At 70.7% G+C, this 26,720-nt stretch carries 22 protein-coding genes; 13 read left to right on the forward strand and 9 right to left on the reverse strand.

Going from position 1 to position 26,720, the window contains the following annotated elements:
* The first annotated feature begins 35 nt into the window (after positions 1 to 35).
* Positions 36 to 791 (forward strand): SGNH/GDSL hydrolase family protein, encoded by a 756-nt coding sequence (locus AB0A63_RS16735; protein ID WP_360391382.1) that lies wholly within the window; start codon positions 36 to 38, stop codon positions 789 to 791.
* Here AB0A63_RS16735 and AB0A63_RS16740 read toward each other — a convergent pair.
* A complete protein-coding gene (locus AB0A63_RS16740) occupies positions 760 to 1,515 on the reverse strand; it encodes a DapH/DapD/GlmU-related protein (RefSeq protein ID WP_360391385.1) in 756 nt (251 codons plus the stop codon). The genes AB0A63_RS16735 and AB0A63_RS16740 overlap by 32 nt on opposite strands.
* Positions 1,516 to 1,684: 169 nt before the next feature.
* Between AB0A63_RS16740 and AB0A63_RS16745 the strand changes: the two genes are divergently transcribed.
* Genes AB0A63_RS16745 through AB0A63_RS16765 form a run of 5 tightly spaced genes read left to right on the forward strand, consistent with a single transcriptional unit; the run spans position 1,685 to position 8,684 of the window.
* Positions 1,685 to 2,827, forward strand: a complete 1,143-nt coding sequence (locus tag AB0A63_RS16745) for a hypothetical protein (protein WP_360391388.1) — start codon at positions 1,685 to 1,687, stop codon at positions 2,825 to 2,827.
* Positions 2,828 to 2,876: 49 nt separating this feature from the next.
* Positions 2,877 to 3,719, forward strand: a complete 843-nt coding sequence (locus AB0A63_RS16750; RefSeq protein WP_360391391.1) for a hypothetical protein — start codon at positions 2,877 to 2,879, stop codon at positions 3,717 to 3,719.
* Positions 3,720 to 3,765: 46 nt separating this feature from the next.
* The gene (locus AB0A63_RS16755; protein ID WP_360391394.1) at positions 3,766 to 4,602 is read left to right on the forward strand and encodes a nucleoside hydrolase; all 837 of its coding nucleotides are present in this window, start codon (positions 3,766 to 3,768) and stop codon (positions 4,600 to 4,602) included.
* 58 nt (positions 4,603 to 4,660) lie between these two features.
* The gene (locus AB0A63_RS16760) at positions 4,661 to 7,918 is read left to right on the forward strand and encodes a GH92 family glycosyl hydrolase (RefSeq protein ID WP_360391397.1); all 3,258 of its coding nucleotides are present in this window, start codon (positions 4,661 to 4,663) and stop codon (positions 7,916 to 7,918) included.
* A gap of 40 nt (positions 7,919 to 7,958) precedes the next feature.
* Positions 7,959 to 8,684 (forward strand): nucleotidyltransferase domain-containing protein, encoded by a 726-nt coding sequence (locus tag AB0A63_RS16765; RefSeq protein WP_360391399.1) that lies wholly within the window; start codon positions 7,959 to 7,961, stop codon positions 8,682 to 8,684.
* Here the strand turns inward: AB0A63_RS16765 and AB0A63_RS16770 are convergent.
* Positions 8,596 to 9,009: a DUF4267 domain-containing protein gene (locus AB0A63_RS16770; RefSeq protein WP_360391402.1), complete on the reverse strand. Its 414-nt coding sequence runs from the start codon at positions 9,007 to 9,009 to the stop codon at positions 8,596 to 8,598. The two genes, AB0A63_RS16765 and AB0A63_RS16770, sit on opposite strands and share 89 nt — an antisense overlap.
* Positions 9,010 to 9,097: 88 nt before the next feature.
* On the opposite strand from AB0A63_RS16770, the gene AB0A63_RS16775 reads away from it, so the two are divergent.
* The gene (locus tag AB0A63_RS16775) at positions 9,098 to 9,676 is read left to right on the forward strand and encodes a TetR/AcrR family transcriptional regulator (protein ID WP_360391405.1); all 579 of its coding nucleotides are present in this window, start codon (positions 9,098 to 9,100) and stop codon (positions 9,674 to 9,676) included.
* A 7-nt stretch (positions 9,677 to 9,683) separates the two neighbouring features.
* On the opposite strand, the gene AB0A63_RS16780 is transcribed toward AB0A63_RS16775, so the two are convergent.
* The 4 genes from AB0A63_RS16780 to AB0A63_RS16795 all read right to left on the reverse strand — a co-directional run bounded on the left by AB0A63_RS16780 (position 9,684) and on the right by AB0A63_RS16795 (position 13,539).
* Positions 9,684 to 10,844 carry a class I SAM-dependent methyltransferase gene (locus AB0A63_RS16780; protein ID WP_360391408.1) on the reverse strand — a complete coding sequence of 387 codons (1,161 nt, stop codon included), beginning with the start codon at positions 10,842 to 10,844 and terminating at the stop codon, positions 9,684 to 9,686.
* 4 nt (positions 10,845 to 10,848) lie between these two features.
* Positions 10,849 to 11,805 (reverse strand): class I SAM-dependent methyltransferase, encoded by a 957-nt coding sequence (locus AB0A63_RS16785; protein ID WP_360391411.1) that lies wholly within the window; start codon positions 11,803 to 11,805, stop codon positions 10,849 to 10,851.
* On the reverse strand, positions 11,795 to 12,574 hold the full coding sequence (locus tag AB0A63_RS16790; RefSeq protein WP_360391414.1) for an enoyl-CoA hydratase-related protein: 780 nt from the start codon (positions 12,572 to 12,574) through the stop codon (positions 11,795 to 11,797). Before AB0A63_RS16790 ends, AB0A63_RS16785 begins: the two co-directional genes overlap by 11 nt.
* A 197-nt stretch (positions 12,575 to 12,771) precedes the next feature.
* Positions 12,772 to 13,539, reverse strand: coding sequence for an ABC transporter ATP-binding protein (locus AB0A63_RS16795; RefSeq protein ID WP_360391522.1), 768 nt, complete (start codon positions 13,537 to 13,539; stop codon positions 12,772 to 12,774).
* 164 nt (positions 13,540 to 13,703) lie between these two features.
* Here AB0A63_RS16795 and glgX point away from each other — a divergent pair, with 164 nt between their 5' ends.
* The 4 genes from glgX (at position 13,704) to AB0A63_RS16815 (ending at position 18,270) form a co-directional block, all read left to right on the forward strand.
* Positions 13,704 to 15,818 (forward strand): glycogen debranching protein GlgX, encoded by a 2,115-nt coding sequence (gene glgX / locus AB0A63_RS16800; protein ID WP_360391417.1) that lies wholly within the window; start codon positions 13,704 to 13,706, stop codon positions 15,816 to 15,818.
* Between the two features lie 231 nt (positions 15,819 to 16,049).
* Positions 16,050 to 16,628, forward strand: coding sequence for a cysteine dioxygenase family protein (locus tag AB0A63_RS16805; protein WP_360391420.1), 579 nt, complete (start codon positions 16,050 to 16,052; stop codon positions 16,626 to 16,628).
* A complete protein-coding gene (locus tag AB0A63_RS16810; RefSeq protein ID WP_360391422.1) occupies positions 16,625 to 17,014 on the forward strand; it encodes a rhodanese-like domain-containing protein in 390 nt (129 codons plus the stop codon). Before AB0A63_RS16805 ends, AB0A63_RS16810 begins: the two co-directional genes overlap by 4 nt.
* 134 nt (positions 17,015 to 17,148) lie before the next feature.
* Positions 17,149 to 18,270, forward strand: a complete 1,122-nt coding sequence (locus AB0A63_RS16815; RefSeq protein ID WP_360391425.1) for a hypothetical protein — start codon at positions 17,149 to 17,151, stop codon at positions 18,268 to 18,270.
* A 61-nt stretch (positions 18,271 to 18,331) separates the two neighbouring features.
* Here the strand turns inward: AB0A63_RS16815 and AB0A63_RS16820 are convergent, their stop codons facing one another.
* From AB0A63_RS16820 to AB0A63_RS16830, 3 genes are all read right to left on the reverse strand, one after another.
* Positions 18,332 to 18,877 carry a hypothetical protein gene (locus AB0A63_RS16820; RefSeq protein ID WP_360391427.1) on the reverse strand — a complete coding sequence of 182 codons (546 nt, stop codon included), beginning with the start codon at positions 18,875 to 18,877 and terminating at the stop codon, positions 18,332 to 18,334.
* Positions 18,878 to 19,176: 299 nt separating this feature from the next.
* Complete coding sequence (gene glgP, locus AB0A63_RS16825; protein ID WP_360391430.1) at positions 19,177 to 21,774, reverse strand: alpha-glucan family phosphorylase; 2,598 nt, start codon at positions 21,772 to 21,774, stop codon at positions 19,177 to 19,179.
* Between the two features lie 64 nt (positions 21,775 to 21,838).
* A complete protein-coding gene (locus AB0A63_RS16830) occupies positions 21,839 to 23,479 on the reverse strand; it encodes a serine/threonine-protein kinase (RefSeq protein WP_360391432.1) in 1,641 nt (546 codons plus the stop codon).
* A gap of 239 nt (positions 23,480 to 23,718) precedes the next feature.
* On the opposite strand from AB0A63_RS16830, the gene AB0A63_RS16835 reads away from it, so the two are divergent.
* Positions 23,719 to 25,695 (forward strand): alpha-1,4-glucan--maltose-1-phosphate maltosyltransferase, encoded by a 1,977-nt coding sequence (locus AB0A63_RS16835; protein WP_360391435.1) that lies wholly within the window; start codon positions 23,719 to 23,721, stop codon positions 25,693 to 25,695.
* Between the two features lie 48 nt (positions 25,696 to 25,743).
* Positions 25,744 to 26,720, forward strand: a 977-nt coding sequence (locus tag AB0A63_RS16840) for an alpha-amylase family glycosyl hydrolase (protein ID WP_360391438.1), incomplete at its 3' end; no start/stop codon positions are given.

A 26,720-nucleotide genomic window follows, 5' to 3' on the forward strand; every position in this document is an offset into this window, starting at 1 on the left:
CGCGGCCACGTGAACGAGAGGTGACCGGGGACTGAATGAGATACCAACGCTTCGTGGCACTCGGGGACAGCTGCACCGAGGGCCTGGACGACCTGCTGCCCGACGGCGCGTACCGCGGCTGGGCTGACCGGGTGGCGTCCGTGCTGGACGCGCCCGGTTTCCGCTACGCCAACCTCGGCGTGCGCGGACGCCGGCTCGACCAGATGCTCGCCGAACAGGTGCCGCTCGCCGCCGAGCTGTCACCGGACCTGCTCGTGCTCTTCGGCGGCGGCAACGACGTGATGTCCGGCGCGACCTGCGCCCAGATCGCCGACCGGGTCGACGCGGTGGTGTCCGCCGTGTCGTCGCTGGCGCCGACCGTCGCCGTGTTCACGTTGAGCGACATCTCGCACCGGATGCCGTTCGGCCGGCGCATGCGCCCGCGCATCGAGGCCCTGAACGCCGCGGTGCGCGCGGCGGCGGCCCGGTACGGCGTGCTGCTGGTGGACGTGTGGGCCGACGAGTGCGTCAACGACTCGCGCTACTTCGGCCCCGACCGCCTGCACCTGTCGTCGCTGGGCCACCGGCGGCTGGCCGGGCACCTGCTGTCCGCGCTGGACGTGCCGTTCGACCCGGCCTGGACGGCACCGCTGCCCGGCGCCGCGGCCGGCGCGTCGCTGTGGGACCACTGGCGGTGGCTGCGCGACCAGGTCCTCCCGGTCGCCTACTCGCGCTCGCGCAACAGGCTGATCGGCCGCCAGCCCGGCGACGGCTTCACGCCTAAGCGTCCGCAGCTTCTTCCGCTCGCCTAGCCAGCGCCTCCTGGGCCTTGCGCGCCATGTCGGCGACGTCCGCCCGGCGCTGCGCGTCCGCCTCGTAGTCGGCGCGCCGGTCCCGCACCACGCGGGCGGGCGCGCCGACCGCGATCTTGAAGTCCGGCACGTCCCCGCGCACCACCGCGTGCGCACCGAGCACGCACCCGCGCCCGACCCGCGTGCCGCGCAGCACCGTGACCTTGGCGCCGAGCCAGCAGTCCGGCCCGATCCGCACCGGCGACTTCACGATGCCCTGGTCCTTGATCGGCAAGGTGATGTCCTCGGTCTTGTGGTCGAAGTCGCAGATGTAGACCCAGTCCGCGACCAGGCTGGACGCCCCGATCTCGACGTCGAGGTAGCAGTTGACCGTGTTGTCCTTGCCGAACACGACCTTGTCGCCGATCCGCAACGACCCCTCGTGGCACCGGATGGCGTTGCCGTCCCCGATGTGCACCCACCGCCCGATCTCCAGCCGCCCGTACCCCGGCCGCGCCATCACGTCGACGCGCTTGCCGAAGAACACCATGCCCCGCAGCACCACGTGCGGGTTGAGCAGCCGGAACCGGAGCAGCCGCCAGTACCGCACCAGGTACCAGGGCGTGTAGGCGCGGTGGCGCAGGACCCAGCGCAACGACGCCATCGTGAGGAAGCGCGCCTGCTGCGGATCCCGGCGCGACCTGGCCCACCTGGTCCACACGGGTGCGCCCCACATGCTCGTCATGCACGGCACTGTAACTATCCGCGACAGGTTGCCTGCTCGATGGTGTTTCGTATGCAGGACAACCAGCTACTTTCCGCAAACTTGCTTCCAAGCGGCACTTGCGCACACTAGGCAAGTTGTCAATTGAGGCAACTTTTACTACGCTGAACCCCACCGGAGAGGGGCACGAGTGGACGAGACGGATGCCACGCCTGACAGCGTGCTCCAGCAGGCACTTCGTTCCCTGCAGGAGCTCCTAGGAGCCGGGTGGGAAATCACCGCACTTCCTGGACCCGAGACCCCTCGAGCGGAAGACGGGGTGATCGACAGCCGGGTTCAGGTGTTGCCGCCCGACGGACAGCGGTTCGCCGAACTCCTGGTGATCGCACGAACGGCTCTGACCCCGCGTGATGTCGAGACGGAGCTCAGGCGGATCAGCAACGTCCTGCGACACGCACGAAGCCATCAGACACTGCTGGTCACGTCGCCGTGGATCAGCGCCCGGACGCAGCAAGCACTGCAAGAGCACGAAATCTCCTACCTGGACCTGACGGGTAACGCGTCCATAGCGATCAATCATCCGTCGATCCGCATCAAGACCCATGGCGCATCAAGACCGCCGAAGTCATTGACGGCCAACGAGTCCCCGAGTCCGAGAACCGTCACCCTCGCCGGCGTCCGAGCGGGCCGTGTCGTCCGGTTCCTCATCGATCGGCGTCCCCCGTACCGCGCAGGTCAGATCGCCGATGCCACCGACGTGAGCCTGCCGTGGGTGTCGCGGCTGCTCGGTCAACTGGAAGACCAGCTGCTCATCCGCAGGACGGGACGGATGATCACGGAGGTCAGGTGGCCAGAGATCTTGCGCGCTCGAGCGGAAACCTATGACCTGCTCCGGCACAACTCCTACGTGAGCACAGTTGCGATAAACGGCCAAGATGCTGTCCTTGCTCAGCTGGCAAAAGCTGTGCACACCGCAACCGAGCAGCCCCGAATCGCGGTCACCGGCTCCTACGCCACGAAAAGGTTTGCGCCTTACATCGTGGGCGGCAGGTTGATGATTTATGTCGACCCCGGACCGCACACCCCGGATCTGTGGGCGGACCGGCTCGACCTCATGCAGGCAGACGGCGGTGACGTCTTGTTCCTCCGCGCCTACGACCAGGTGGTGTTCGAAGGAACCTCGAACACCAGGGGGGTCCCCTACGTAGCGCTGAGCCAGCTGGCACTCGACAGCTTGGCCGGCCCGGACCGGTTGCCGGCCGAGGGGGAAAGGCTGCTGGAATACATGATTGATCACGAAAACGAGTGGCGAATGCCATTCGATCGTGGTTGACCGGGCACCGCCGGGATCACTTTCCATCTCACCAGAAAGTCCGCACCAGATGTCCAAGACACCCGACGGCGTTCGTCAGTCGGACCTGAACGTCATTGCTCGCAACGTCCTCCTCGACGGCTTGGAAGCGTTGTGGGAGCACCGCGCCTCCATCACCGTCGTCGGAGCTCAAGCGGTGTACCTCCGCACCCAGCACGCCCAGCTCGCCACACCGGCGTTCACCTCGGACGGCGACCTGGGGCTCGATCCACGCACTCTCGACGACGAACCGCTCATCCAGGAACGGCTGAGAGCAGCCGGGTTCGAACTGCTGGCAGACAACCAACCCGGTCTGTGGGGGCGTCGAGAATCAGTCGGAGGTGTTGTGGTTCCGGTGGAGCTTGATCTTCTCGTCGGCGAGAAGCTGGCTGGGCCCGGAAGTCGCAGTGCGAGCATCCAGCCGCACGACAAGATGACCGCGCGCAGGGTTCCGGGGTTGGAGACCGCGATCGTCGATCGCTCGCTGATGACGATCACCGCGCTCGACGGCGGCGAGCGTTCGGCGGAGGTGAACGTCGCGGGTCCGGCGGCACTGCTCGTCGCCAAGGCGCACAAGATCCACGACCGGTTGGGACGCCTGGAAAGGCTGACCAACAAGGATGCCGGTGACGTGTACCGCCTGATGGTGGGAGTGCCCCGGCAAGAGGTGATCTCGTCGTTGCGCACTCTGGTGAGCGATGCGTTGGTCGGCGATGTGACGAAGCGCGGACTCGAGTACCTCCGCGAGCAGTTCGGCGGACCTGCCGCTCCAGGGGTGCTGCTCGCGGTCGATGCGCTGGCCGGTGACATTCCTGCCGAGCGAATCCGGCTCGTTGCTCCCGCATACGTCGCCGCGCTGGAGGATCTGGGCTGAGCCGGACGTGGCCGCGGTGAGTCCGGGTCTGAGGCAGGCTGGGGGCATGGCGATTCCTCTCATCATCGACACCGACCCCGGCGTGGACGACGCGTTCGCGATCGCGCTCGCCGCTCGCAGTCCCGAGGTCGAGCTGGTCGCCCTCACCACCGTGTTCGGCAACGTGTCGCTGGAGCACACCACGCGCAACGCCCAGCGGTTGCTGGCGCACCTGGGGCGGACGGACGTGCCCGTGGTCCGGGGTGCGGAAGGGCCGGGCGGGGCCGCGGACGTGCACGGCGCGGACGGGCTCGGCGGGCGGGCGCACACCTTGCCGGAGAACGACAGGGCGCTGCACGAGGGTGACGTCGTCGAGTTCTTCCGCGAGCACGTCACGGCCGAGACCGTGGTGGCGGCGATCGGGCCGCAGACCAACATCGCCAGGGCTGTTGAGGCCGGGGTGGAGTTCCCGCGGCTGGTCGTCATGGGTGGCGGGCTGGGGCTGGGCAACACCACGGAACGGGCCGAGTTCAACTTCTGGGCCGACCCGGCGGCGGCGCGCACGGTGGTCCGCAGGGGCAACCCGGTCGTGGTGCCGCTCAACCTCACCCAGCGGTGCATCGCGGACCCGGCGTTCCTCGACGCCGTCGACCCGGTGCTCAGCGGGCTGACCGAGACCTACCGCGCCTACCTCGCCGGGCGGTCGGACTACGAGGGCATCCTCGTGCACGACGCCGTCGCGGTCGCCGAGGCGATCATCCCCGGCACGCTCACGCTCAAGACGCATCTGCTCGACGTCGACGACGAAGGCGCGCTGATCGGCGGAAAGCACCAGGTGGCGGTCGCGGAGGACACCGACTGGCCCGCGCTGAGGACGTTCATGGAGCAGCGGTTGTCCGTTTGACGACAGGTTCGTGTCGCTCTCTGGGGTTGAGCGGGCACGGAAAGTAGGGTCCGCGACCATGCAGCGAAGAGTCCTCACGGCAGCTGCGGTGGCGGTGGCCATGACGTTCGGAGTGGTCCCTGCCTCCGCTCAGCTCCAGGTTCAGGTGGTGCCGGACCCGGCAGCACACGTCAACCCGTTCATCGGCACGACCAACCTCGGGAACACCTTCCCCGGCGCGGTCGTGCCGTTCGGCATGTTCTCGTTCAGCCCGGAGGCCTCCCGCGGCAACACCCTGCGCGCCGCGGCCCCCGGCGGGTACCGGTACGACGCCACGAAGATCCGCGGGTTCAGCCTCACCCACATGTCCGGCACGGGCTGCGCGGGCGGCAGCGGGGACGTCCCGATCTTCCCGCACGTCGGCACCGTCACGACATCGCCGACGACCGACGCCACGGACGCGGTCTACGCCAGCGAGTTCGCGCACGCCGACGAGGTGGCCAAGCCCGGCCGCTACGACGTGACGCTCAAGTCCGGCGCGAAGGCCGAGCTGTCCGCCACCGAACGCACCGGTGCCGCGCGGTTCACCTTCCCCGCCGGCAAGCCGGCCACGGTGCTGGTCAACACCTCCAAGTCGCAGGTCGGCTCCTCCGACGCGCAGACCGCGGTGGACCAGGAGAAGCGCACGATCACCGGCAGCGTCACGTCCGGCAACTTCTGCGGCTACATCAACCAGGCCGGCCGCCGCAGCTACTACACGCTGCACTTCGTGGCGGAGTTCGACCAGCCGTTCAAGGAGGTCGGCACGTACCAGGACAACGTTGTCACGCCCGGGAGCACCACCTCGAAGGGCGGCACGACGTACGGCACGAACGGCTGGCCGGTGCTGGGCAAGGGGTCCGGCGCGTACCTCGGCTTCGAGCCGGGCGCGCAGGTGAACGTCAAGGTCGGCATCTCCTACGTCAGCCTCGACAACGCCAGGGCGAACCTGCGGGCCGAGAACAAGGGCCAGTCCATCGAGGACATGCGGGACAACGCCTACATCGCGTGGCAGCAGCAGCTCAAGCGCATCGAGGTCGGCGGCGGCTCCGATGACGACCGCACGAAGTTCTACACCGCGCTCTACCACTCGTTGTTGCACCCCAACCTCTTCAGCGACGTCAACGGCGAGTACGCCGGCTTCGACGGCAAGGTGCACAAGGTCGACCGGCAGCGGCAGAAGGCCCAGTACGGCACGTTCTCCGGCTGGGACGTCTACCGCTCGCAGCTGCAGCTGCTGACCCTGCTGGAACCGCAGATCGGCTCGGACATCGCGCAGTCGCTGCTGAACCAGGCCGAGCAGAACGGTGGCGTCTGGGACCGCTGGACGCACGCCAGCGGTGGGACGCACGTGATGAACGGCGACCCCGCGCCGATCGCGCTCGCCGCGATCTCCGCGTTCGGCGGCCGGGGCTACGACCTGCGGGCCTCGCTCAAGTCGCTGGTCAAGGCGGCCACCGTGCCGACGCCGCTCGACCTGAGCAAGGACGGCTGGGCCGTGATGTCGGTCGGTCAGCGGCCGTCGCTCGACAAGTACCTGGAGCACGGGTACATGCCGTCGGTGTCGAACGCCTGGGGCGGTGCGGCGGAGACCCTGGAGATCTCCGCGGCCGACTTCGCGATCAGCCAGCTCGCCGAGCGCACGGGTGACCGCAGGACCGCGAAGACGTTCGCCGAGCGGTCCCAGTGGTGGCAGCACAACTTCGACCCGGTCGCGCACAGCACCGGCGGCTACGTCCGCAACCGCAACGCCGACGGCACGTGGGTCAAGGACTTCACGCCCGACACCGGCAACGGGTTCGTCGAGGGCAGCAGCGCCCAGTACACCTGGATGGTCACGCACAACGTGGCCGGGCTCGTGGAGTCGCTGGGCGGCAAGGACCGCGCGAACAAGCGGCTCGACGACTTCTTCCACAACGCCGACGGCAGCTGGGCGCTCACCGGCAAGGGCGGCGCGAAGTCCGAGCTGGACAACGAGCCGTCGGTGAACGTGCCGTGGCTCTACAACTACACCGGTCAGCCCGCGAAGACGCAGGAGACGTTGCGGGAGACCGTGAACACGCTGTGGAAGAACACCCCCGGCGGCATTCCCGGCAACGACGACCTCGGCGCCATGTCGTCGTGGTTCGTGTTCACCGCCATGGGCGTGTACCCGCAGGTGCCCTCGCGCGCCGAGCTGGTGCTGAGCAGCCCGCTGTTCACGTCGGTGAAGATCAACCGCGGTGGCGGCAGGGACATCACCATCACCGCACCCGGCGCGAGCACCGCGAACAAGTACGTGCAGTCGGTGAAGGTCAACGGCCGCACGGCGACCAAGACCTGGCTGCCGGAGTCGTTCGTCGAACGCGGCGGCAAGCTCGACTTCGTGCTCGGCGCCAAGCCGTCGTCCTGGGGCACCGGCGCAGCCGACGCGCCGCCGTCGTTCCGCGACGGCGAAGAGCCGATCAAGCACGACCAGCCCTACTACCTGAGCGTCGAACCGCAGCAGGTCGTCGTCACGCCGGGCGGAACCGTCACGGCGAAGGTCAACGCGGTCAAGCTCTACGACGGCGACCCGAAGGCGACCTACGCGATCACCGGCCCCGAGTCGCTGACGTTCACCCCGGCCACCGGCGCGGTGCCGTCGTCGTTCCAGGTGAGCGCCGCGGCCGGTACGGCGGAGGGCTTCTACGACTTCACCGTCACGGTGACCGTGGAGGGCGCCGCCAAGCCGGTCGTGCTGCCGATGACGGCGAAGGTCGCGCAGGAGGGCAGCATGCTCGCCGCGGTGAACAACGTCGGTGCCTCCGACGACGCCACCGGCGACGGCGACTTCGACGGCGGCGGCTACAGCTACTCGCGGCAGGCGCTGGCCACGGCGGGGCTCGTGCCCGGCCAGACCGGCACGGTCGACGGGCTCACGTTCACCTGGCCCGGCTCCCCCGCCGGCCGCCCGGACAACGTGACCGCGAACGAGCAGAAGCTCACGCTGTCCGGCACGAGGCTCGCGTTCCTCGGCTCGGCCGCCAACGGCGCCCGCACCCGCACCGCCACGGTGACGTTCACCGACGGCACCACGGCACCGGTCGAGATCGGGTTCAGCGACTGGACGCTGGGCGGCGGCGGGGCCACCCCGAGCTACGGCAACGTGGTCGTCGCCGCCACCCCGTACCGCAACCAGCTCGGCGGCGGCAACGAGAAGGTCGCCACGCACATCTTCGCGACGAAGACGTACACGGCCCCGGAAGGCAAGGTGCTGCAGGGCATCGTGCTGCCCGAGGACGGGGACCTGCACGTCTTCGCCGTGGCCACGGGGTGATCTGAGCCGGGGCTCAAGTCACCACCAATAGTGTTGGTCCGTGTTCACAGTTTCCGAACGTGACCGGTTGCGCGACGACCTCGTCAGCGCCGCCGACTCCGACCCGCGGGTGGTCGGGGCGGCGCTGACGGGGTCGTCCGCGCTGGGACGGGAAGACCGCTGGTCCGACCTCGACTTCGCCGTGTCCGTCGACCGCGACATGGACGCCGTGGTGGAGGACTGGACCGACCTGCTCTACGCGTGCGGCGCGGTCAGCCACCTCGACGTGCAGCACGGCGCCACCCTCTTCCGGGTCTTCCTGATGGCCACGACGCTGCAGGTGGACCTCGCGTTCTGGCCCTCGGCGGAGTTCGGTGCGTCCGGGCCCGCGTTCCGGTTGCTGTTCGGCGAGGTCAACGACATCCCGAAGGTGCGGCCACCCGACCGCGGCCAGCTCATCGGCCTGGCGTGGCTGCACGCGCTGCACGTCCGCGCGAGCCTCGCGCGGGGCCGGGTGTGGCAGGCGCTGCACCTCGTCAACACCATGCGCGACAACGTGATGTCGTTGCGGTGCCTGCGCCGGGGTCTTCCCGCCGTGCAGGGCCGCGGCCTCGACGACCTGTCCGACGCCGGCGAGTTCGGCGCCACCCTCGCGCGATCCACCGAGCCGGAGGAGCTGCTGCGGGCGTTCCGCGTGCTCAGCGGGCTGCTGATGCTGGAGATCGAGGACCCGCAGCTGGTGCGGACGGTGCGTGAGCTGACTCGCGCAGCAGCAGTGCGGCCGTGATCAGCACGAGCACGGCCGCCGAGCCGTGCACCGCGGCCGCGTAGCCGGCACTGCCGCCCGACGTGACCACCGAGAAGAAGTCGCCGATCGGGATGACCGCGTCCGCGAGCACCACCCAGCCGAGCGCCCGCCGCTGCCGCAGCACCAGCAGGATCAGCGCCGTCAACGCGTACGCCAGGTCGCGCACGCCCTTCACGACGTGGTAGCCGCTCGGGTCGGCGATGCCGAACCCCGCGGCGGCGCCGTGCCCGTTGAACAGGAAGTTCAGCCCGAACACGAAACCCGCCGCGACGACGAGCCACGCCATGGTCGTGGTCAACCGCATGACACCCTCCAGGATCTAGCACTGCTAGCGACACGAGCAACGCTAAATGAACGCCGCTCGGTTGTCTAGCAGTGCTAGATTCTGGGTCGTGTCCGTCCAGCAGCGCCGGGAGCGCGAACGAGCAGAGCGGCACCAGCTGATCATCGACGCGGCCCGCGAGCTGGCCGAGTCGGACGGCTGGGACGCGGTGACGACGCGCCGGCTCGCCGAGAAGGTCGAGTACAGCCAGCCGGTGCTCTACAGCCACTTCAAGGGCAAGGACGCGATCGTGCGCGCGGTCGCGGTCGAGGGCTTCGCCGAGCTCGGCCGCCGGATGCACGCCGCGCGCACCACCCCCACCACCACCAGCACCGCCCCGCTGCGCGCGCTCGCCGAGGCCTACCTGCGGTTCGCCGGGGAACGGCCCGCGCTCTACGACGCCATGTTCGTGCAGCGGATCGACATCGCGTTCGGCAGCGAGGAGACGCCGGCCGAGCTGCGCACGTCGTTCGGCGAGATCGTCGCCGCACTGGAACCCGTCGCAGGCGACCGCGACCTCGACGCGCTCGCCGAGGCGTTCTGGAGCGCCCTGCACGGCATCGCCACGCTGCGCCACGGACAGCGGTTGCGCCCGGAGCTCGACGGGGACCGGCTGGACCTCGTGCTCGCCGCGTTCGCCCCGGCCTGATCCCGGCTCAGGTCCGCTCTGCCCGGCACAGCAGCATGACCGGCCTGGACCCGATCCTGGTCAGCACGACCGACGCCTCGTCGGGACCGCTGGGCTTGAGGCGCTTGCGCAGCGTGTTCGGGTCGACGTCGAGGCCGCGCACCAGGATCTCCACCCGGCCGATCCCGCGCGCCTTCAGCAGCGTCTTCAGCGCCTTCTCGGTGTAGTGCGCGTGGTCGAGCACGCGGAACGCCCTGATGCCCGGCGGCGGTTCCGGCCCGCTGAGGTAGGCGATGCGCTCGTCGAGCTGGTGCAGGCCGTGCCGGGCCGCGTAGTGCCGCACCAGGCCCGCGCGCACGACGGCGCCGTCCGGGTCGACGAGCCACTCGCCGGGCGGGGCGACCGGGCAGTCGTCGGGTTCGGCGTCGGTGAGCGTCCACACCTCCGTGCCGTGCAGGACCGTGGCGCGGCGGGACACCCCCGGTGTGGCCAGGCCCCTGGTCCACAGGCAGGCCTCGCGGACGGACCCGTCCAGCGACACCAGCTCGACCTCGTCGGCCCACGGCGCGACCGCGAAGTCGATGCCGGGCGCGCACTTCACCGCCAGGTCGACGTGCGCGTACACCTCGGCCAGCTCGTCGAGCGGTGGCAGGAAGTCCTGGGGATGCCACCGGCGGCGGCCGGCGGAGTCGCGGCGGGCCGGGTCGGCGGTGACCGCGGTGGCCCTGGAGACCGGCCGCAGCGCGTCGGCCCGGACCACGAGCGCGCCGGGGACGTTGTGGCGGGCCATGGCGAGCCGGACCGGGTCGAGGTCGGAGCCGAGGCAACGGGCGGCGACCTCGTGCAGCGCCCCCAGGTCAGCGCCGACCGAGCACGTCACGTCGTGGACGTCCCGGCCGCGGAAGCGTTCCGCCCGGTGCCGCGCGACCGGGGAGGCGGTCGCCTGCTGGAGCGCGTCGTCGGTGAACAGCCAGTCGCGCGCACCGTCCAGTTTGGACCGGGCGCGGCGGCGCAGCAGCACCGTCTCGACCACGGGGGCGAAGCCGTCGCCGAGCAGCCTGCGGGCGGCACCGACGTCGTGCAGCCGGGAGGCGTCGGTGAACGGCAGCGCGTCCACCTCGGCGAGAGCGGCGGTTCCGGCGGCAGAGCGCAGGAACGCCACGTCGGCCGAGGTGAACGCGTACCCCAACGCCCTACTGCGACTTCCTGCCGGTGATCGACACGTTGTAGAACACCTCGCGCGGCAGCACCTTCGAAAGCACGTTCTGGTCGAGCCAGGAGAGGTTCTGCCAGGTGCGGTAGGCGAACATCGCCCAGCCGAACCCGAGCTTCTCGCGCGGCACCGCGGCCTCGAACGTGCGCACCGGCCAGCCGAACAACGCCGCCGACAGCTCGTCGGTGACGGCGCGGACACCGACGGCACCGGCGCGCCGGGCCGTGGCCTCCAGCTGGTCGGGGTCGAACGTGTGCAGGTCGACGACCGCTTCCAGCGCGGCGGCGCGGGAGGACTCGTCGAGCTCCTCCTGCGGGCGGCGCCAGTCGTTCAGCACCGGCACGGCCTTGGTGATGGTGGTGGTGAGCCACCACGTCGCCTGGCCGAGCCTGCGGGCGTAGAAGTTGCCGATGTTCGTCGGGTCGCCCGCGAACACGAACTTGCCGCCGGGCTTGAGCACCCGCAGCACCTCGCGCATGGCCGCCTCCACATCGGGGATGTGGTGCAGCACCGCGTGGCCGACGACGAGGTCGAACGTGTCGTCGTCGTACGGGATGCGCTCGGCGTCGGCGACCCGGCCGTCGACGTCGAGGCCCAGGTGCTCGGCGTTGCGCAGCGCGACCTCGACCATGCCGGGCGACAGGTCGGTGACCGAACCCTTCTCGACCACCCCGCCCTGCATGAGGTTCAGCAGGAAGAAGCCGGTGCCGCAGCCCAGCTCCAGCGCGTGCTCGTACGGTCCGGCGTCACCGGCGGCGGCGCGGAAGCGCTCGGTCGCGTAGGTGATGCAGCGCTCGTCGTAGGAGATCGACCACTTCTCGTCGTACGTGCCCGCCTCCCAGTCGTGGTAGAGCACCTGGGCGAGCTTGGTGTCCTGGTAGGCCGCCTCGACCTGTTCCTCGGTCGCGTGCGGGTTGGGTGCCGGGTCAGTTGCCACTGAACTTCGCCTTCCCGGGGCCGTTCTCGATGAACGACTCCACACCGGCCTTCTTGTCCTCGGTCGCGAACAGCGCCGCGAAGAGGTGGCTCTCCAGCTTGAGACCGGACTCGAGGTCCGTGTCGAGGCCGCCGTCGACGGCGGCCTTGGTGGCGGCCAGCGCGAGCACCGGTCCGCCGACGAACTGCTTGGCCCACCGCACGGCGGCCGCGTACACGTCGTCGGGCGCGACGACCTCGTCGACCATGCCGATCTCCAGCGCCTCCTGGGCGCCGACGAACCGGCCGGTGTAGAGCAGGTCCTTGGTCTTCGCGGGGCCGATCAGCCGGGCGAGGCGCTGCGTGCCGCCACCGCCGGGGATCAGGCCGAGCAGGATCTCGGGCTGGCCGAGCTTGGCGTTGTCACCCGCGATGCGCCGGTCGCAGCCGAGCGCGACCTCGAACCCGCCGCCGAGCGCGTAGCCGGTGATGGCCGCGACCGTCGGCTTGGGCACCGTGGCCAGCGCGCCGAGTGCGTCGGACAGGCCCTTGGCCCGCAGCGTCATCTCGGCGTGGGAGATCTTCGCGAACTCCTTGACGTCCGCGCCGGCCGCGAAGACCTTCTCGCCGCCGTAGACGATCACCGCGTAGACGTCGGACCGCTCGGAGGCCTCCTTCGCGGCGGCCTGGAGCTCGGTCTGCACCTGCCGGTTCAGGGCGTTCATCGGCGGCCGCTCCAGGCGGATCGTGCCGATCCCGTCCTCGACCTCGAGCCTCACGAACTCAGCCACTACGGCGCCTCCATCAGTTGTCGCGACAGCGGTGTCACGTTACCCGGCAGTAGTCGCGAGTTCGCGCCGGTCGTCCGGCTGACCGCCGGTGCCGGATTCGGCGGAGCCCAATTCGGTGCCGGTGATCGGCCGGATGACCGGCTTCCCGGCGAACTCGCCGCCGTCTGCGGAGCAGCGGCCGACAAGCACAGTAGCCGTCAGATCTTCCTGCGGGCGAAGAAGCGGTCCCCGGACTTCTGCAGCTCCAGGTCCTGGCCGAACGTCTTCGAGAGGTTCTCCTCGGTGAGGGTGTCCTCCAGCAGCCCCTGCGCCACGATCGAGCCCTCGCGCAGCAGCAGGGCGTGGGTGAAGCCCGGCGGGATCTCCTCGACGTGGTGCGTGACCAGCACCATCGCGGGCGCGTCCGGGTCGAGCGCGAGCTCGGAGAGCTTCGCCACGAGGTCCTCGCGGCCGCCCAGGTCAAGGCCCGCGGCGGGCTCGTCGAGCAGCAGCATCTCGGGGTCGGTCATCAGCGCGCGGGCGATCAGCGTGCGCTTGCGCTCGCCCTCGCTCAGCGTGCCGTAGAGGCGGTCGGCGAGGTGTGCCATGCCGAGCGTGCCGAGCAGCTCGCGGGCCCGGTCGGTGTCCTGCTTGCCGTACTCCTCGCGCCAGCGGCCGAGGACCGCGTAGCCGGCGGAGACGACGAGGTCGACGACCGACTCGTCCGGCGGGATGCGGCCGCCGAGCGCCGCCGAGCACAGCCCGATCCTGGGCTTGAGCTCCTGCACGTCGGTCTTGCCGAGGCGTTCACCCAGGAGGTGGACCTTGCCCTTGGTCGGGTGCAGGTCGGCGCTGGAGAGCCTCAGCAGGGTGGTCTTGCCGGCGCCGTTCGGGCCCAGCACCACCCAGCGCTCGTCCAGCTCCACGCTCCAGTCGATGTTGCCGACCAGCGTGTTCTTGCCTCGGCGGACCGACACGCCCGCCATGTGCACGACCAGATCTGTCACGTCGACGTCCGCCACGCCCCCATTGTTCCGAACGGCCTCCGACCGACCACTCATCGGGGTGCACCTCACACCGGGCACGACCGCTGCGCCGCCTGTGTGAAGTCTCAAGTTTTTTGTCGGTGGCGGATGCCAAGATCGGAGGCATGGCTACGCGACCGGAGTCCGAGGTGCTGGCAGGCCGACCGTTCCCGCTGGGGGCACACGCCGAGGCGGGCGGTGTCCGGTTCGCGGTGACCTCGCACGTCGCCGACGCGGTGGAGGTCTGCCTGATCGGTGAGGACGGCGCGGAGAAACGGGTGGAGCTGACCGAGCGGACGTTCGGCGTCTGGCACGGCCTGGTGCCCGGCGTCACACCCGGCCAGCGCTACGGCTACCGGGTGCACGGCCCCTACGACACCGGCAGGGGGCTGCGCTGCAACCCGGCGAAGCTGCTGGTCGACCCGTACGCCCGGCAGATCACCGGCGCGGTCACCGACCTGGGCAGGGCGCTGGGCTACGTCGGCGACCCCATGCACGGCCCGCCGTCGGCGGAGGACTCGCTGGGCAGCGTCCCGCTGAGCGTCGTCAGCTCGCCGGGCGGCGCGAACACCGGGACCAAGCCCGAGGTGCCGTTCGAGGAGGCGGTGATCTACGAGCTGCACGTCAAGGGCTTCACGAAGAGCCACCCGGACATCCCGGAGCGGCTGCGCGGCACCTACCTCGGCCTCGCGCACCCGGCCGCGGTCGAGCACCTGACCAGGCTGGGCGTCACGACCGTCGAGCTGCTGCCGGTCCAGGCGTTCCAGGACGAGCCCTCGCTGATCAGCCGCGGGGCCCGCAACTACTGGGGCTACTCGCCGCTGGCGTACTGCGCGCCGCACCCGGCGTACGCGAGCGAGCCGGGCAACGAGGTGCAGGAGTTCCGCACGATGGTCGCGGCGCTGCACGCGGCGAACATCGAGGTGCTGATCGACGTCGTCTACAACCACACCTGCGAGGGCGGCCCGGACGGCCCGACGCTGTCGTTCCGCGGGTTCGACGCGCCCGGCTACTACCTGCACGCCGGCGGCGGCAGCACGGTCGACATCACCGGCTGCGGCAACACGCTCGACGCCGGTTCCCCGCAGGTCGTCCGCCTCGTCACCGACTCGCTGCGGTACTGGGCGGAGGAGATGGGCGTGGACGGGTTCCGGTTCGACCTCGCCTCGACGATGGGCCGTCCCGGCGGCGGGTTCTTCGACCGCGACTCGGCCCTGCTGACCGCGATCACCACGGACCCGGTGCTGTGCCGCGCGAAGCTGATCGCCGAGCCGTGGGACGCGACCGGCGACGGCTACCGGGTGGGCGACTTCGGCATGCAGTGGGCGGAGTGGAACGGCCGCTACCGCGACACCGTGCGCGACTTCTGGCGCGGGCACACGTCGGTGCGCGACCTCGCCTACCGCCTGTCCGGCTCGTCCGACCTCTACGCCGACGACCTGCGCCGCCCGTGGCAGTCGATCAACTTCATCACCGCCCACGACGGTTTCACGCTGCGGGACCTGGTGTCCTACAACGACAAGCACAACGAGGAGAACGGCGAGGAGAACCGGGACGGCACGAACGACAACCGGTCGTGGAACTGCGGCGCCGAGGGCGGGACGACCGACCGGGACGTCCTCGCGCTGCGGGCGAAGCAGGCCCGCAACCTGCTCGCCACGCTGCTGCTGTCCACCGGCACGCCGATGATGGTGGCGGGCGACGAGATGTGGCGCACCCAGGGCGGCAACAACAACGCGTACTGCCTGGACAACCGCGTCTCGTGGGTCGACTGGACCAGGACGGACGCGAGCGAGGCGCTGCTGGGGTTCACGCAGCGGCTGATCGACCTGCGCTCGTCCTCACCCGCGCTGCGGCAGCCGGAGTTCTTCGAGGGCCGCACGACCCCGAGCGGCAACCCGGACCTGGTGTGGTTCCGGCCGGACGGCCAGGAGATGGCCGAGACCGACTGGTTCGACGAGAGCCGCCGCACCCTCGGCATGTTCGTCGACGGCTCGAACTGCCTGTCCCGCACCCGCGACGGCGAGCTGGTGTCGGACGACTCGTGGCTGCTGCTGATGCACTCAGGCGCGGAGGCGATCACGGTGACGCTGCCGCACGAGCGGTACGGGCCGTCGTACGAGCCGTTCCTGGACACGACGACCCCGGACGGCTCGCCGGCGGACACCTCGGCGCTGCTGCCGCGCACGAAGCTGACGATGGAGGCGCGGTCGCTGCTGTTGCTGCGGCTGCCGCGCTGACCGGCAGCTCGGAGGCAGTTCCGGTGACCAGCCCGTGGACGCTGTGGCGGCCTTCGAGGCAATCGTGGCACCATCACGGTCGTGCTGGTCCACTACTGGTCCGACCGCACGATCGACCTCGTCCTGGTGGCGTCGTGCGGGTGTAGCTCGACGCGACGCGCGCGCTGAACGACGGCCGCCGTCGCGTCTTGATCGCTACCCCGTACCGACGTGGCCTTCAGGAGCGAGCCGGTGACTTCCACCCTTTCCGAGTACGACCTGCACCCCGTCCTGGACACCCAGCTGCTGCGTGACGTGATCCACCCGTCGCGGTCGCTGTGGACCCCGCGCGAGCTGCGCGACCTGACCTCGTTCGTGGCGAGCGAGCTGACCACGGGCCTGCTCCAGGTCCTGGAGTACTCGGCCGAACGCCGCTGGTGGGCGCGCCTGGGCCTGACCGAGGGCGTCGAGCTGTGGCTGCTGTCGTGGTTGCCCGGCCAGGGCACCGAACCGCACGACCACGGCGGGTCCGCGGGCTCGTTCACCGTGCTGACCGGCCGGCTGCACGAGGACTACCGCTACCCGGCCGGCCCGGTCCGCTCCGCCGTGCGCACGACCGGCGATGCGCTGGGCTTCGGCTCCGGCCGCGCCCACCAGGTGACGAACCCCTTCGACACCCCCGCAGCCACCGTGCACGCTTACTCACCGCCCCTCGTGCCCACGCGCGAGTACGCGTCGCTGCTCGACATCCCCGACCAGATCCCACCCCTGCCCGCACAACGGCTGCCGCTGTCCGAGCTGCGCCGGCTGGCCGACCTGGAGGGCCCGTGAGCAACGTCGACACCTACCTCGAAGCCGCCCGCGCCCACCTCACCCGCCTCACCCCGCAGGAGGTGCACGCCCTGCCGGACGCGCTGGTCGTCGACATCCGGCCGCTGCCCAACCGGCTCGCCGAGGGCGAGATCGAGAACTCCGTGGTGGTCGAGCGGATCGTGCTGGAGTGGCGGCTCGACCCGACCGGCGACTGGCGGCTGCCCGGGTTCACCGCCGACACCACGGTCGTCGTGGTCTGCAACGAGGGCTACTCGTCGTCGCTGGCGGCGCGGGACCTGCAACGGATCGGGCTGCCGAACGCGACGGACCTCGTGGGCGGGTACCGGGCGTGGCGGGCCGCGGGACTGCCGGTGCGGGAGGGCGGCACGCAGGCGGTGGCGTGAGGCCGGGGAACCTGGGCTGGTGCGCCGAAGCCGGTGGTCCGGGAACGGCGCTCCGAGGCGCGCCGACGGCCGGCCGGTCCCCCACATCGGCCCGAGCCGGGAACCGCGAGCCCGCCGAGTAGCGTCTGCGAACCGTGACAGTTGTGCGCTGGGCCCTCGCGGCCCTGGTCGTGGCGGGCACGATCGCGTGGGACCCGTCGGCCTGGTACCTGGGGCTCGCGGGGGCGGTGACCGGGTTGCTGCTGGAGCTGAGCGTGGTGCAGGCGGGGCTGGCGCTCGGCGCCGTCCTCTTCGGACTGCGGCTCACCCACGTGACGATCGGCGTGGGCAGCGAGGTGAGGTCGTGGACGAGCAACGACCGCCGGGTCGTGCTGCGGTCGGTGCCGCTGCTCGCGTCGTTGAGCTTCACCGGGGTGAAGCCGGGGGTGCGGCGCCGGACCGTGCTGGCAGGGGTCACCGCGATCGTGGTGACCGCGCTGTTCGTGGCGGTGACGTGGCTGCTCACCGGCTGGGCGTTCGGCAAGGGCATGGCGCTCGCCTCGACGGCGCTGCTCGCGGTGCAGCTGTGGCCGCTCGAGAAGCCGGGGCACACGAGCCTGGGGTGGTTCGTGTTCCGGTTGCCGAAGGTCAGCGGGCGGCCGCTCGACGAGATGGAGGCACGCCCGCTGGTGGGGGCGGGGATGGACGCCTACCACCGCGGTGACGTCGAGGCGGCGGAGCGGATCTACGAGGAGGCGGTCGCGCGGTACCCGCACCTGCTGACCGTGGTCGGGCTCAAGGTCGTCACGGCGTGCGCGCGGGAGAAGTACCTCGACGCGTTGCAGACGGTGGTCGGGTTGAGCTCGCGTTCGGACCTCTCCCAGCGGGAGCTCGCGTTCGTCATGGCCACGGCCGCGGGGGTGGCGGCGCAGGCCGTGGAGTCCGGGCAGTTCCCGCGCGAGATCGGGCTGGAGACGGCGAAGAACATGCTGGTCAACGCCTACGAGGCGGGGTACCCGAAGCACCGGGCGCACGGGACGCTGGCGCTGATCGCGTTGATCGAGGGGCAGAACGCGGAGGCGCGCAAGCTCGCGACGTGGGCCGCGGAGAACAGCGAGCAGGCGCTGGGGCGGGCGGACGACCTGGTCACGGTCGCGCGGGCGTGGATGGCGGACGGCGACAACGCGAAGGCGCGTGCGTTCGTGGCCGAGGCGCACGAGCTCGCCGGCTGGTACCCGCGGGTCGCGGCGACCCGCGCCCGGCTGGAGATCAGCTGACCCACCGGTGGGAAGGGCCCGCCACCGACACCGTGACGGGCCCTTCCCACCCCGCGCCGGATCAGCCCTGCCCGACCGGCAGCGGCGCGCCCGACATCGCGGGCATGCCACCGGACGGCTTCGGCAGGCCGCACTTCGCGAGCAGGTCCTCGGCGTCCTTCAGCACGCCCTTCAGCAGCTCGGTCAGCTTGGCGGCGTCGGGCTGGGCTCCGGCGGCCGCACCCAGCACCGTGCCGCCGAGACCGGCGACGGACGAGATCAGGTTCAGCACGGCCGCCACGCACTGGTCGGCGGGTCCCTCGTAGGTCTTCGCGGTGACCGGCGCGGGCACGCTCGGCGCGCTGACCGGTGGTGCCGGCAGACATCCCGCGTCCTGCATCGCCGTCAGGATGGCGAGCACGTCACCGACCAGCGGTGTCAGCGCGGCCACGTCAGGGGTCGGGACGAGGCTGGCGACGGCCTTCTTGAGCTTCGCCGCCAGGTCGGAGACGAGGTCGGCGCAGGCGGCGGGCGGTTCCGGCGCGGCGGTCGTGACGGAGGCAGCCGGAACCGTGGAGGCGGCGAACAGAGCTGCGGCGAGCGAGAGCGCGGTAATCGTCTTCTTCACGGCTACCTTCTTCCTCAATGCGCAATCAGGTGGGGCCGCGCCGGAAAGTTCCGTCGGAATTCGGCTGCGGTTCGTCCGATGCGATCGAGCGTAAGTCGGTCCACCGACCCCTACCAGCGGGGATCGTGAAATCACCCGCCGGAAAAGGGCGTCATCCGGACGAGGGAGACGTGCCTGGGCGAGATGCGCCTGAACCAGGTCACGAGCAGTGACCGGGCACGGTGAAAATGAACAAATCAGGGCATCCAGCCCGCCGGAAGAAGGCGAGCTGGATGCCCTGCGTCGATCGGGCTGAGCGGTCAGCCGGCCAGGACCACGCGTCCCAGCTCCGCGGGCGAGGCCAGCAGGCCGTGCCGGGGCAGCACGCGGACGGTGTAGCCCAGCGCACCGGCGTGCGGCAGCGGCACCTCGGCCTCGTAGTTGCCGTTGCCCGCGTAGTTCATCGGCGCGGTGACGACGTCCTTCAGCTCGTCCGAGTCGTGGGTGAGCTTGCCGAGCACCACCTGGACGTCCACTTCGGACGGTTCCAGGCCGGCCAGCTCGACGCGGGCGCGCACCACGACCGGCGACCCGAGCACCGGCACCGACGACCCGGCGATCACCAGGTCGCTGTCGAGCACCCGCACCCGCGTCCACGAGGCGCGCAGCCGGTGCCGGTACGCCGACAGCTCCTTCGCGCCGCGGAAGCCCTCACCGACGACGTTCTGGGCGGACGCGGCGGCCGGCGCGTAGTACGTCTCCACGTACTCGCGGACCATGCGCGAGGCCTGCACGACCGGGCCGAGCGAGGCCAGCGTGTGCCGGACCATGGACATCCACCGCAGCGGGACGCCGTCCTCGTTGCGGTCGTAGAACAGCGGCGCGACCTGCGAGCCGAGCAGCTCGTAGAGCGCGTTGGCCTCCAGGTCGTCGCGCCGGATCGGGTCGTTGACGCCGTCCGCGGTCGGGATGGCCCAGCCGTTGGAGCCGTCGTAGAGCTCGTCCCACCAGCCGTCGCGGATGGACAGGTTGAGCCCGCCGTTCAGCGCGGCCTTCATGCCGGACGTGCCGCACGCCTCCAGCGGGCGCATCGGGTTGTTCAGCCACACGTCGCAGCCCCAGTACAGGTAGCGGGCCATCGACATGTCGTAGTCGGGCAGGAACACGATCCGGTGGCGCACGCCCGCGTCGTCGGCGTAGCGCACGATCTGCTGGATCAGGGCCTTGCCGCCGTCGTCGGCCGGGTGCGACTTGCCGGCCACCACGAGCTGCACGGGCCGTTCGGGGTGCAGCAGCAGCGACCGCAGCCGCTCCGGGTCGCGCAGCATCAGCGTGAGGCGCTTGTAGGTCGGCACGCGGCGGGCGAACCCGACGGTGAGCACGCCGGGGTCGAACACGCCGTCGGTCCAGCCCAGCTCCAGGGCGGAGGCGCCGCGCTGCAGCCACGACTCGCGCAGCCGCCTGCGCACCTCGTCGACGAGCCGGCCGCGCAGCGTCGAGCGCAGCTCCCACAGGCCCGCGTCGGTGACCGGCTCGAACGCGCCGAGACCGATGCCGCTGGTCTGCGTGTCCGCCTCGGAGGCGCCGAGCAGGCGGCTCATCTCCGCCGCCGCCCAGGTCGGGCCGTGCACGCCGTTCGTGACCGAACCGATCGGCACCTCGGTGGCGTCGAAGCTCGGCCAGAGGCCGCGGAACATGTCCCGGCTGACCTCGCCGTGCAGTTTCGACACGCCGTTGGCGCGCTGGGCCAGGCGCAGGCCCATGTGCGCCATGTTGAACATGCCGGGGTTGTCCTCGGCGCCGAGCGCGAGGATGCGCTGGGTGTTCACGCCGGGCACGAGCTGCTCGGACCCGAAGTAGTGCTGGACCAGGTCGACCGGGAAGCGGTCGATGCCCGCGGGCACGGGGGTGTGCGTGGTGAACACGGCACCGGCGCGCGCCGCGGTCAGCGCCTGGTCGAAGTCGAGGCCGTCGTTGGTGATGTACTCGCGGATCCGCTCCAGGCCGAGGAAGCCCGCGTGGCCCTCGTTCGTGTGGAACACCTCGGGCTGCGCGTGCCCGGTGAGCTCGCAGAACGTGCGGACCGCGCGGACCCCGCCGATGCCGGCCAGGATCTCCTGGCGGATGCGGTGGTTCTGGTCGCCGCCGTAGAGCCGGTCGGTGACGCCGCGCAGGTCCTCGTCGTTCTGCTCCACGTCGGAGTCGAGCAGCAGCAGCGGCACCCGGCCGACCTGGGCCTTCCAGATCTTCGCGCGCAGCACCCGGTCACCGGGCATGGCGACGTGCACGAGCAGCGGCAGGCCGGACGGCTCGGTGAGCAGCTCCAGCGGCAGGCCGCGCGGGTCGAGCGACGGGTAGTGCTCCTGCTGCCAGCCGTCGAGCGACAGCGACTGGCGGAAGTAGCCGGAGCGGTACAGCAGGCCGACCGCGATCAGCGGGACGCCCAGGTCGGAGGCCGCTTTCAGGTGGTCGCCGGCGAGGATGCCGAGACCGCCCGAGTAGTTCGGCAGCGCCTCGTGCACGCCGAACTCCATCGAGAAGTACGCGACCGAGGTGGGCAACGGGGTGTCGGTGCCGCCGCCGTGCTCCCTGCGCCCGGCGATCTCGTCCTGGCGGCGCTGGTACCAGCGCGGACCGTTGACGTAGCGGTCGAGGTCGGACGCCAGCGCGTGCACCTTCAGGAGGAACTGCTCATCTCTCGCAAGTGTCTCCAGCCGTCCCGCGTCGGCGGCGCCGACAGCGGACAGCAGGCGCAACGGGTCGCCACCGACCTCGGACCAGACCCGGGAGTCGATCGAGGAGAAGAGTTCCTGCGTCGGCGGGTGCCACGTCCAGCGCAGGTTGGTGGCGAGCGTGCTCAGCGCGGACAGGGGCTCCGGCAGACTGGCGCGGACGGTGAACCGGCGAAGTGCTCGCATGACGAGGCAACTTACCCGGCACCCCCGCGGCACTGACAACGTTCCCGGTCACACGCCCGGCGGACTACGGGTGGTCGCGGCTCGCGATCAGCGGCCTGTCCCCGTCACCGGCGACGGTCAGGGTGTGCTCCTCGGTCTTGGTCTTGTCCCCCTCGGCCTCGGTGAGCTTGAGCGCCACCGTCACCGAGAAGCCGTCGTCGTTCGCCTCGACCAGCGGCGTGCCCTGCAGCGCGACCTTGCCGAACGCCTTCCAGTAGTCCTGGTAGTCCGCTGCCCTCGGCGCGCTCTCCTTCGTGAAGTCCTTGATCGCGGCGTCGGTGTTGCCGGGCAGCTTGCCGTAGTGCTGCTGCACGAACTGCGTGACCTGCGCCTTGCTGAACTTCGGGCCGCTCGGCTTGGACGCGGTGGTGGTCGGCGCGGTGGTGTAGGTCGGCGCCGGCGGCTTCTGGGTCGGCTGCGGCTGGGTGGTGGTCGGCTCGTCACCGGCGGTCGGCCTGGTCGGCTCGACCTCCTGCGACGTCGAGGGACCGGGGTCGGCCGTCCGCTGGTCGTCGCCCGTGCCCTGGATGATCGCGTAGGCGACGCCCGCGACCAGCAGGACGGCGAGCACCGAGGCGGCCACCGCGAGGCCGCGGTTGCGCTTCGGCTCCGGTTCCTGGTCGGGCTCGCGGGGCGGCCGGGTGGGCGGGCCGGGCGGGCCCGCGGGCACGGCCTGGCGGGCCGTGGGGGGCCGGGACGCGGCCCCGTACGTGCCGGTGCCCGGTCCCTGGCGCGGCGGCGGCGACGGCGGGCCGGACTGGCGCAGCGTGCCGCCGGGAGGCGTGCCGGGCGGCAGGACGGCGGTGCCACCGGGCGGCGTGCCCGCACCGGGCGGGATGAACGTCGTGGCCGGCACCTGCTGGCCCGCGGCGACGGCCCTGAGCGCCTCGGCGGCCTGCGCGGCGGTCGGGCGCTGGTGCGGCTCGTTGGCGAGCAGGCGGGTGAGCAGCGGCGTGAGCGGGCCGGAGCGCATCGGCGGCCGGGTCTCGCCGCGGGCGACCTTGTAGAGCAGGCCGAGGTCGTTCGTGCTCTTGCCGAACGGCGGTTCGCCCTCGGTCATCGCGTAGATCGTCGCGCCGAGCGAGAACACGTCCGACGGCGGCGCGGGCTCGGAGCCGCGGGCGAGCTCCGGCGCGAGGTAGGCGGGCGTGCCCGCGAGCATCCCGGTCTTCGTCACGGCCACGTCGCCCAGGGCGCGGGAGATGCCGAAGTCGGTGATCTTGACGGCGCCGTCGCGTCCAATGAGGACGTTGCCGGGCTTGATGTCGCGGTGCACGATGCCGGCCTCGTGCGCGGCGGCCAGCGCCCCGGCGGCCAGCGAGCCGATCCTGGCCGCCTCCTGCACGGGCATGGTGCCGCGCTCGCTCAGCAGCGCCGACAGGTTGCGCGACGGCAGGTACTCCATGACCAGGCAGGGCTTGCCGTCCTCGACCACGACGTCGTACACGGCGATCGCGTTCGGGTGCTGCAGGCGGGCGGCGATGCGGCCCTCGCGCATGGCCCGCTGGACGGCCTCGTGGAACTCGTCCGGCTGCACCTCGGTGAGGAGCAGCTGCTTGACGGCCACGTCGCGGTGCAGCAGCTCGTCGCGGGCACGCCACACGACGCCCATCGCACCCGCACCGAGCTGGTCGAGCAGGACGTACCGGTCGCCAACCTTGTTCACGCGGGCACGGTACCCGTAACACCCCGGTGACCCGGTGGGTATCACGAGAACGGTCCACTGGAGAGGTTCGAGGCGCCGGAGGCCCGGCCGGGAGACCTCGGACACGGTCCGTGTTCGAGGTGTGCGATCGGCGGCAGCGGGGTACGGATCTACTTGGGGCAACCCGCTGACAGGGCGTTTGACCGAACAAGGCAAGATTCGCAGGCATCGCGGAGATCCACGGCGGAAGGGCGCTGCCGATGAGTGGACGGCTCGGTATCGACGACGTATCCCCGGTGGTGTCGGCTGGTAGGTATCCAGCCAAAGCCGTTGTGGGAGAACACATTCCGGTCCAGGCGACAGTCTGGCGCGAGGGGCACGACAAGCTCGCGGCCACAGTGACGTGGAGGGGACCGAACGACCGAGTCGCTCGTCAGACCCGCATGCACGAGGTGGGAACCGGGCTCGACCGGTGGGGAGCGACCATCGTTCCCGACGCCGAGGGCGCGTGGACCTTCCGGGTCGATGCGTGGAGTGATCCCTGGGGCACCTGGAACCACACCGTCGAGGTGAAGATCGCCGCCGGCCAGGGGGCCGGCGAACTCGCGAACGACCTCGAAATCGGCGCTCTCCTGCTCGATCGGGTGGCAAGGCGCCCCGATCGGAGGCAGGACCGAGCACTCCTCATGAACGCGGCCGCGGCGCTGCGCGACGACGAACGGCCGCTGGCCGAACGGGTGGCCCCGGCGCTGGCCGGTGACGTGCAGAAGGTGATGTTCGAGCACCCGGTGCGCGAGCTGATCACCAAGGGCAAGCCGCACAAGGTCTGGTGCGACCGGAAGAAGGCCGCGTACGGCTCCTGGTACGAGTTCTTCCCGCGCAGCACCGGCGGGATCGACGAGACCGGCCAGGCGGTGCACGGCACTTTCGCCACGGCGACCAAGGAGCTCGACCGGGTCGCGGCCATGGGCTTCGACGTCGTCTACTTCCCGCCGATCCACCCGATCGGCCGGGTGAACCGGAAGGGCCCCAACAACACGCTCGTCGCGGGTCCCGAGGACACCGGCTCGCCCTGGGCGATCGGTGCCGACGAGGGCGGTCACGACGCGATCCACCCGCAGCTGGGCACCATCGAGGACTTCGACGCGCTGGTCGCACGCGCGCACGAGCTCGGCTTGGAGGTGGCGCTGGACTTCGCGCTGCAGTGCGCGCCGGACCACCCGTGGGTGCTCAAGCACCCGGAGTGGTTCACGACCAGGCCCGACGGCACGATCGCGTACGCGGAGAACCCGCCGAAGAAGTACCAGGACATCTACCCGATCAACTTCGACCTCGACCCGCAGGGCCTCTACCACGAGGTGCTGCGCGTGGTCCTGTACTGGGCAGAACACGGGGTGCGGATCTTCCGGGTCGACAACCCGCACACCAAGCCGCCGGACTTCTGGCAGTGGCTGATCTGGAAGGTCAAGGAGGTCTACCCGGACACGCTGTTCCTGTCCGAGGCCTTCACCCGGCCCGCCCGCCTCTACGGGCTGGCCAAGCTCGGCTTCACGCAGTCCTACACCTACTTCACGTGGCGGACGAGCAAGCAGGAGCTGATCGAGTTCGGCGAGGACCTCCGCGACCACTGGGACGAGGCGCGGCCGAACCTCTTCGTCAACACGCCGGACATCCTGCACGAGTCGCTGCAGCACGGCGGCCCCGGCATGTTCGGCCTGCGTGCGGCACTGGCGGCGACGCTCTCCCCCACGTGGGGCGTGTACAGCGGCTACGAGCTGTTCGAGCACGAGGCGGTCAAGCCCGGCAGCGAGGAGTACCTCAACTCCGAGAAGTACCAGCTGCGGCCACGCGACTACGCCCGTGCACTGGCGGACGGGCGTTCTCTCGAACCGTGGTTGCGCAAGCTGAACCACATCCGCAAGGCGCACCCCGCGCTGCAGCAGATGCGCACGTTGAAGTTCCAAGAGCTGGACAACGACGCCCTGGTCGCGTTCAGCAAGCGCGACCCCGGGACCGGTGACACCGTCGTGGTGGTCGTGAGCCTCGACCCGAACAACGCGCAGGAGGGGACGCTGTACCTCGACCTGCCCGACCTCGGGTTCGACTGGCACGAGCGGGTGATCGCGCACGACGAGGTCACGGGCGAGACCTGGGACTGGGGACAGGCGAACTACGTCCGCCTCGAGCCGTGGCGTGCGACCGCGCACGTCGTGAGCCTCCAACGACGTTTTTCCTAGAGCGCGCGCAAGCCGCTCCACCGCACAACCCCCGACGAGGTGGGCATCATGGTCGACGACCCGCGTCCCGACGCTGCACTCGGGCTGGAAGGAACACCGCACACCGGAGAAGCCATCGACGACGCCGGTTTCCTGGTCGAGCCGCAGGCCGAGGACTTCAAGTCCGCGCGGCAGGCGAAGCCGAACCCGGACTGGTACAAGGGCGCCGTCTTCTACGAGGTCCTGGTCCGGGCGTTCAGCGACTCCAACGGCGACGGGACCGGTGACCTCCGCGGGCTCGCGTCGCGGCTCGACTACCTGGAGTGGCTGGGCGTCGACTGCCTGTGGTTGCCGCCGTTCTACGCTTCGCCGTTGCGTGACGGCGGGTACGACATCAGCGACTTCCGTGCGGTGCTGCCGGAGTTCGGCACGGTGGAGGACTTCGTCTACCTGCTGGAGGAGGCGCACCGGCGGGGCATCCGGGTGATCACGGACCTGGTGCTCAACCACACCAGTGACGCGCACCCGTGGTTCCAGGAGTCGCGGCAGAACCCGGACGGCCCGTACGGCGACTACTACGTGTGGAGCGACGACGACTCGCGCTACTCCGACGCGCGGATCATCTTCGTCGACACGGAGTCGTCCAACTGGACGTACGACCCGGTGCGCGGGCAGTTCTTCTGGCACCGCTTCTTCAGCCACCAGCCGGACCTCAACTACGAGAACCCGGAAGTGCAGGAGGCGATGCTCGACATCCTGCGGTTCTGGCTCGACCTCGGCATCGACGGGTTCCGCCTCGACGCCGTGCCCTACCTCTTCGAGGAGGAGGGCACGATCTGCGAGAACCTGCCGCGCACGCACGAGTTCCTGAAGAAGTGCCGCAAGGTCGTCGACGACGAGTTCCCCGGCCGGGTGCTGCTGGCGGAGGCGAACCAGTGGCCGTCGGACGTGGTGGAGTACTTCGGTGACCCGGCGGTGGGCGGGGACGAGTGCCACATGGCGTTCCACTTCCCGTTGATGCCGCGGATCTTCATGGCGGTGCGGCG

This window comes from Lentzea sp. NPDC042327 (genome assembly GCF_040647275.1).
GTDB lineage: Bacteria > Actinomycetota > Actinomycetes > Mycobacteriales > Pseudonocardiaceae > Lentzea.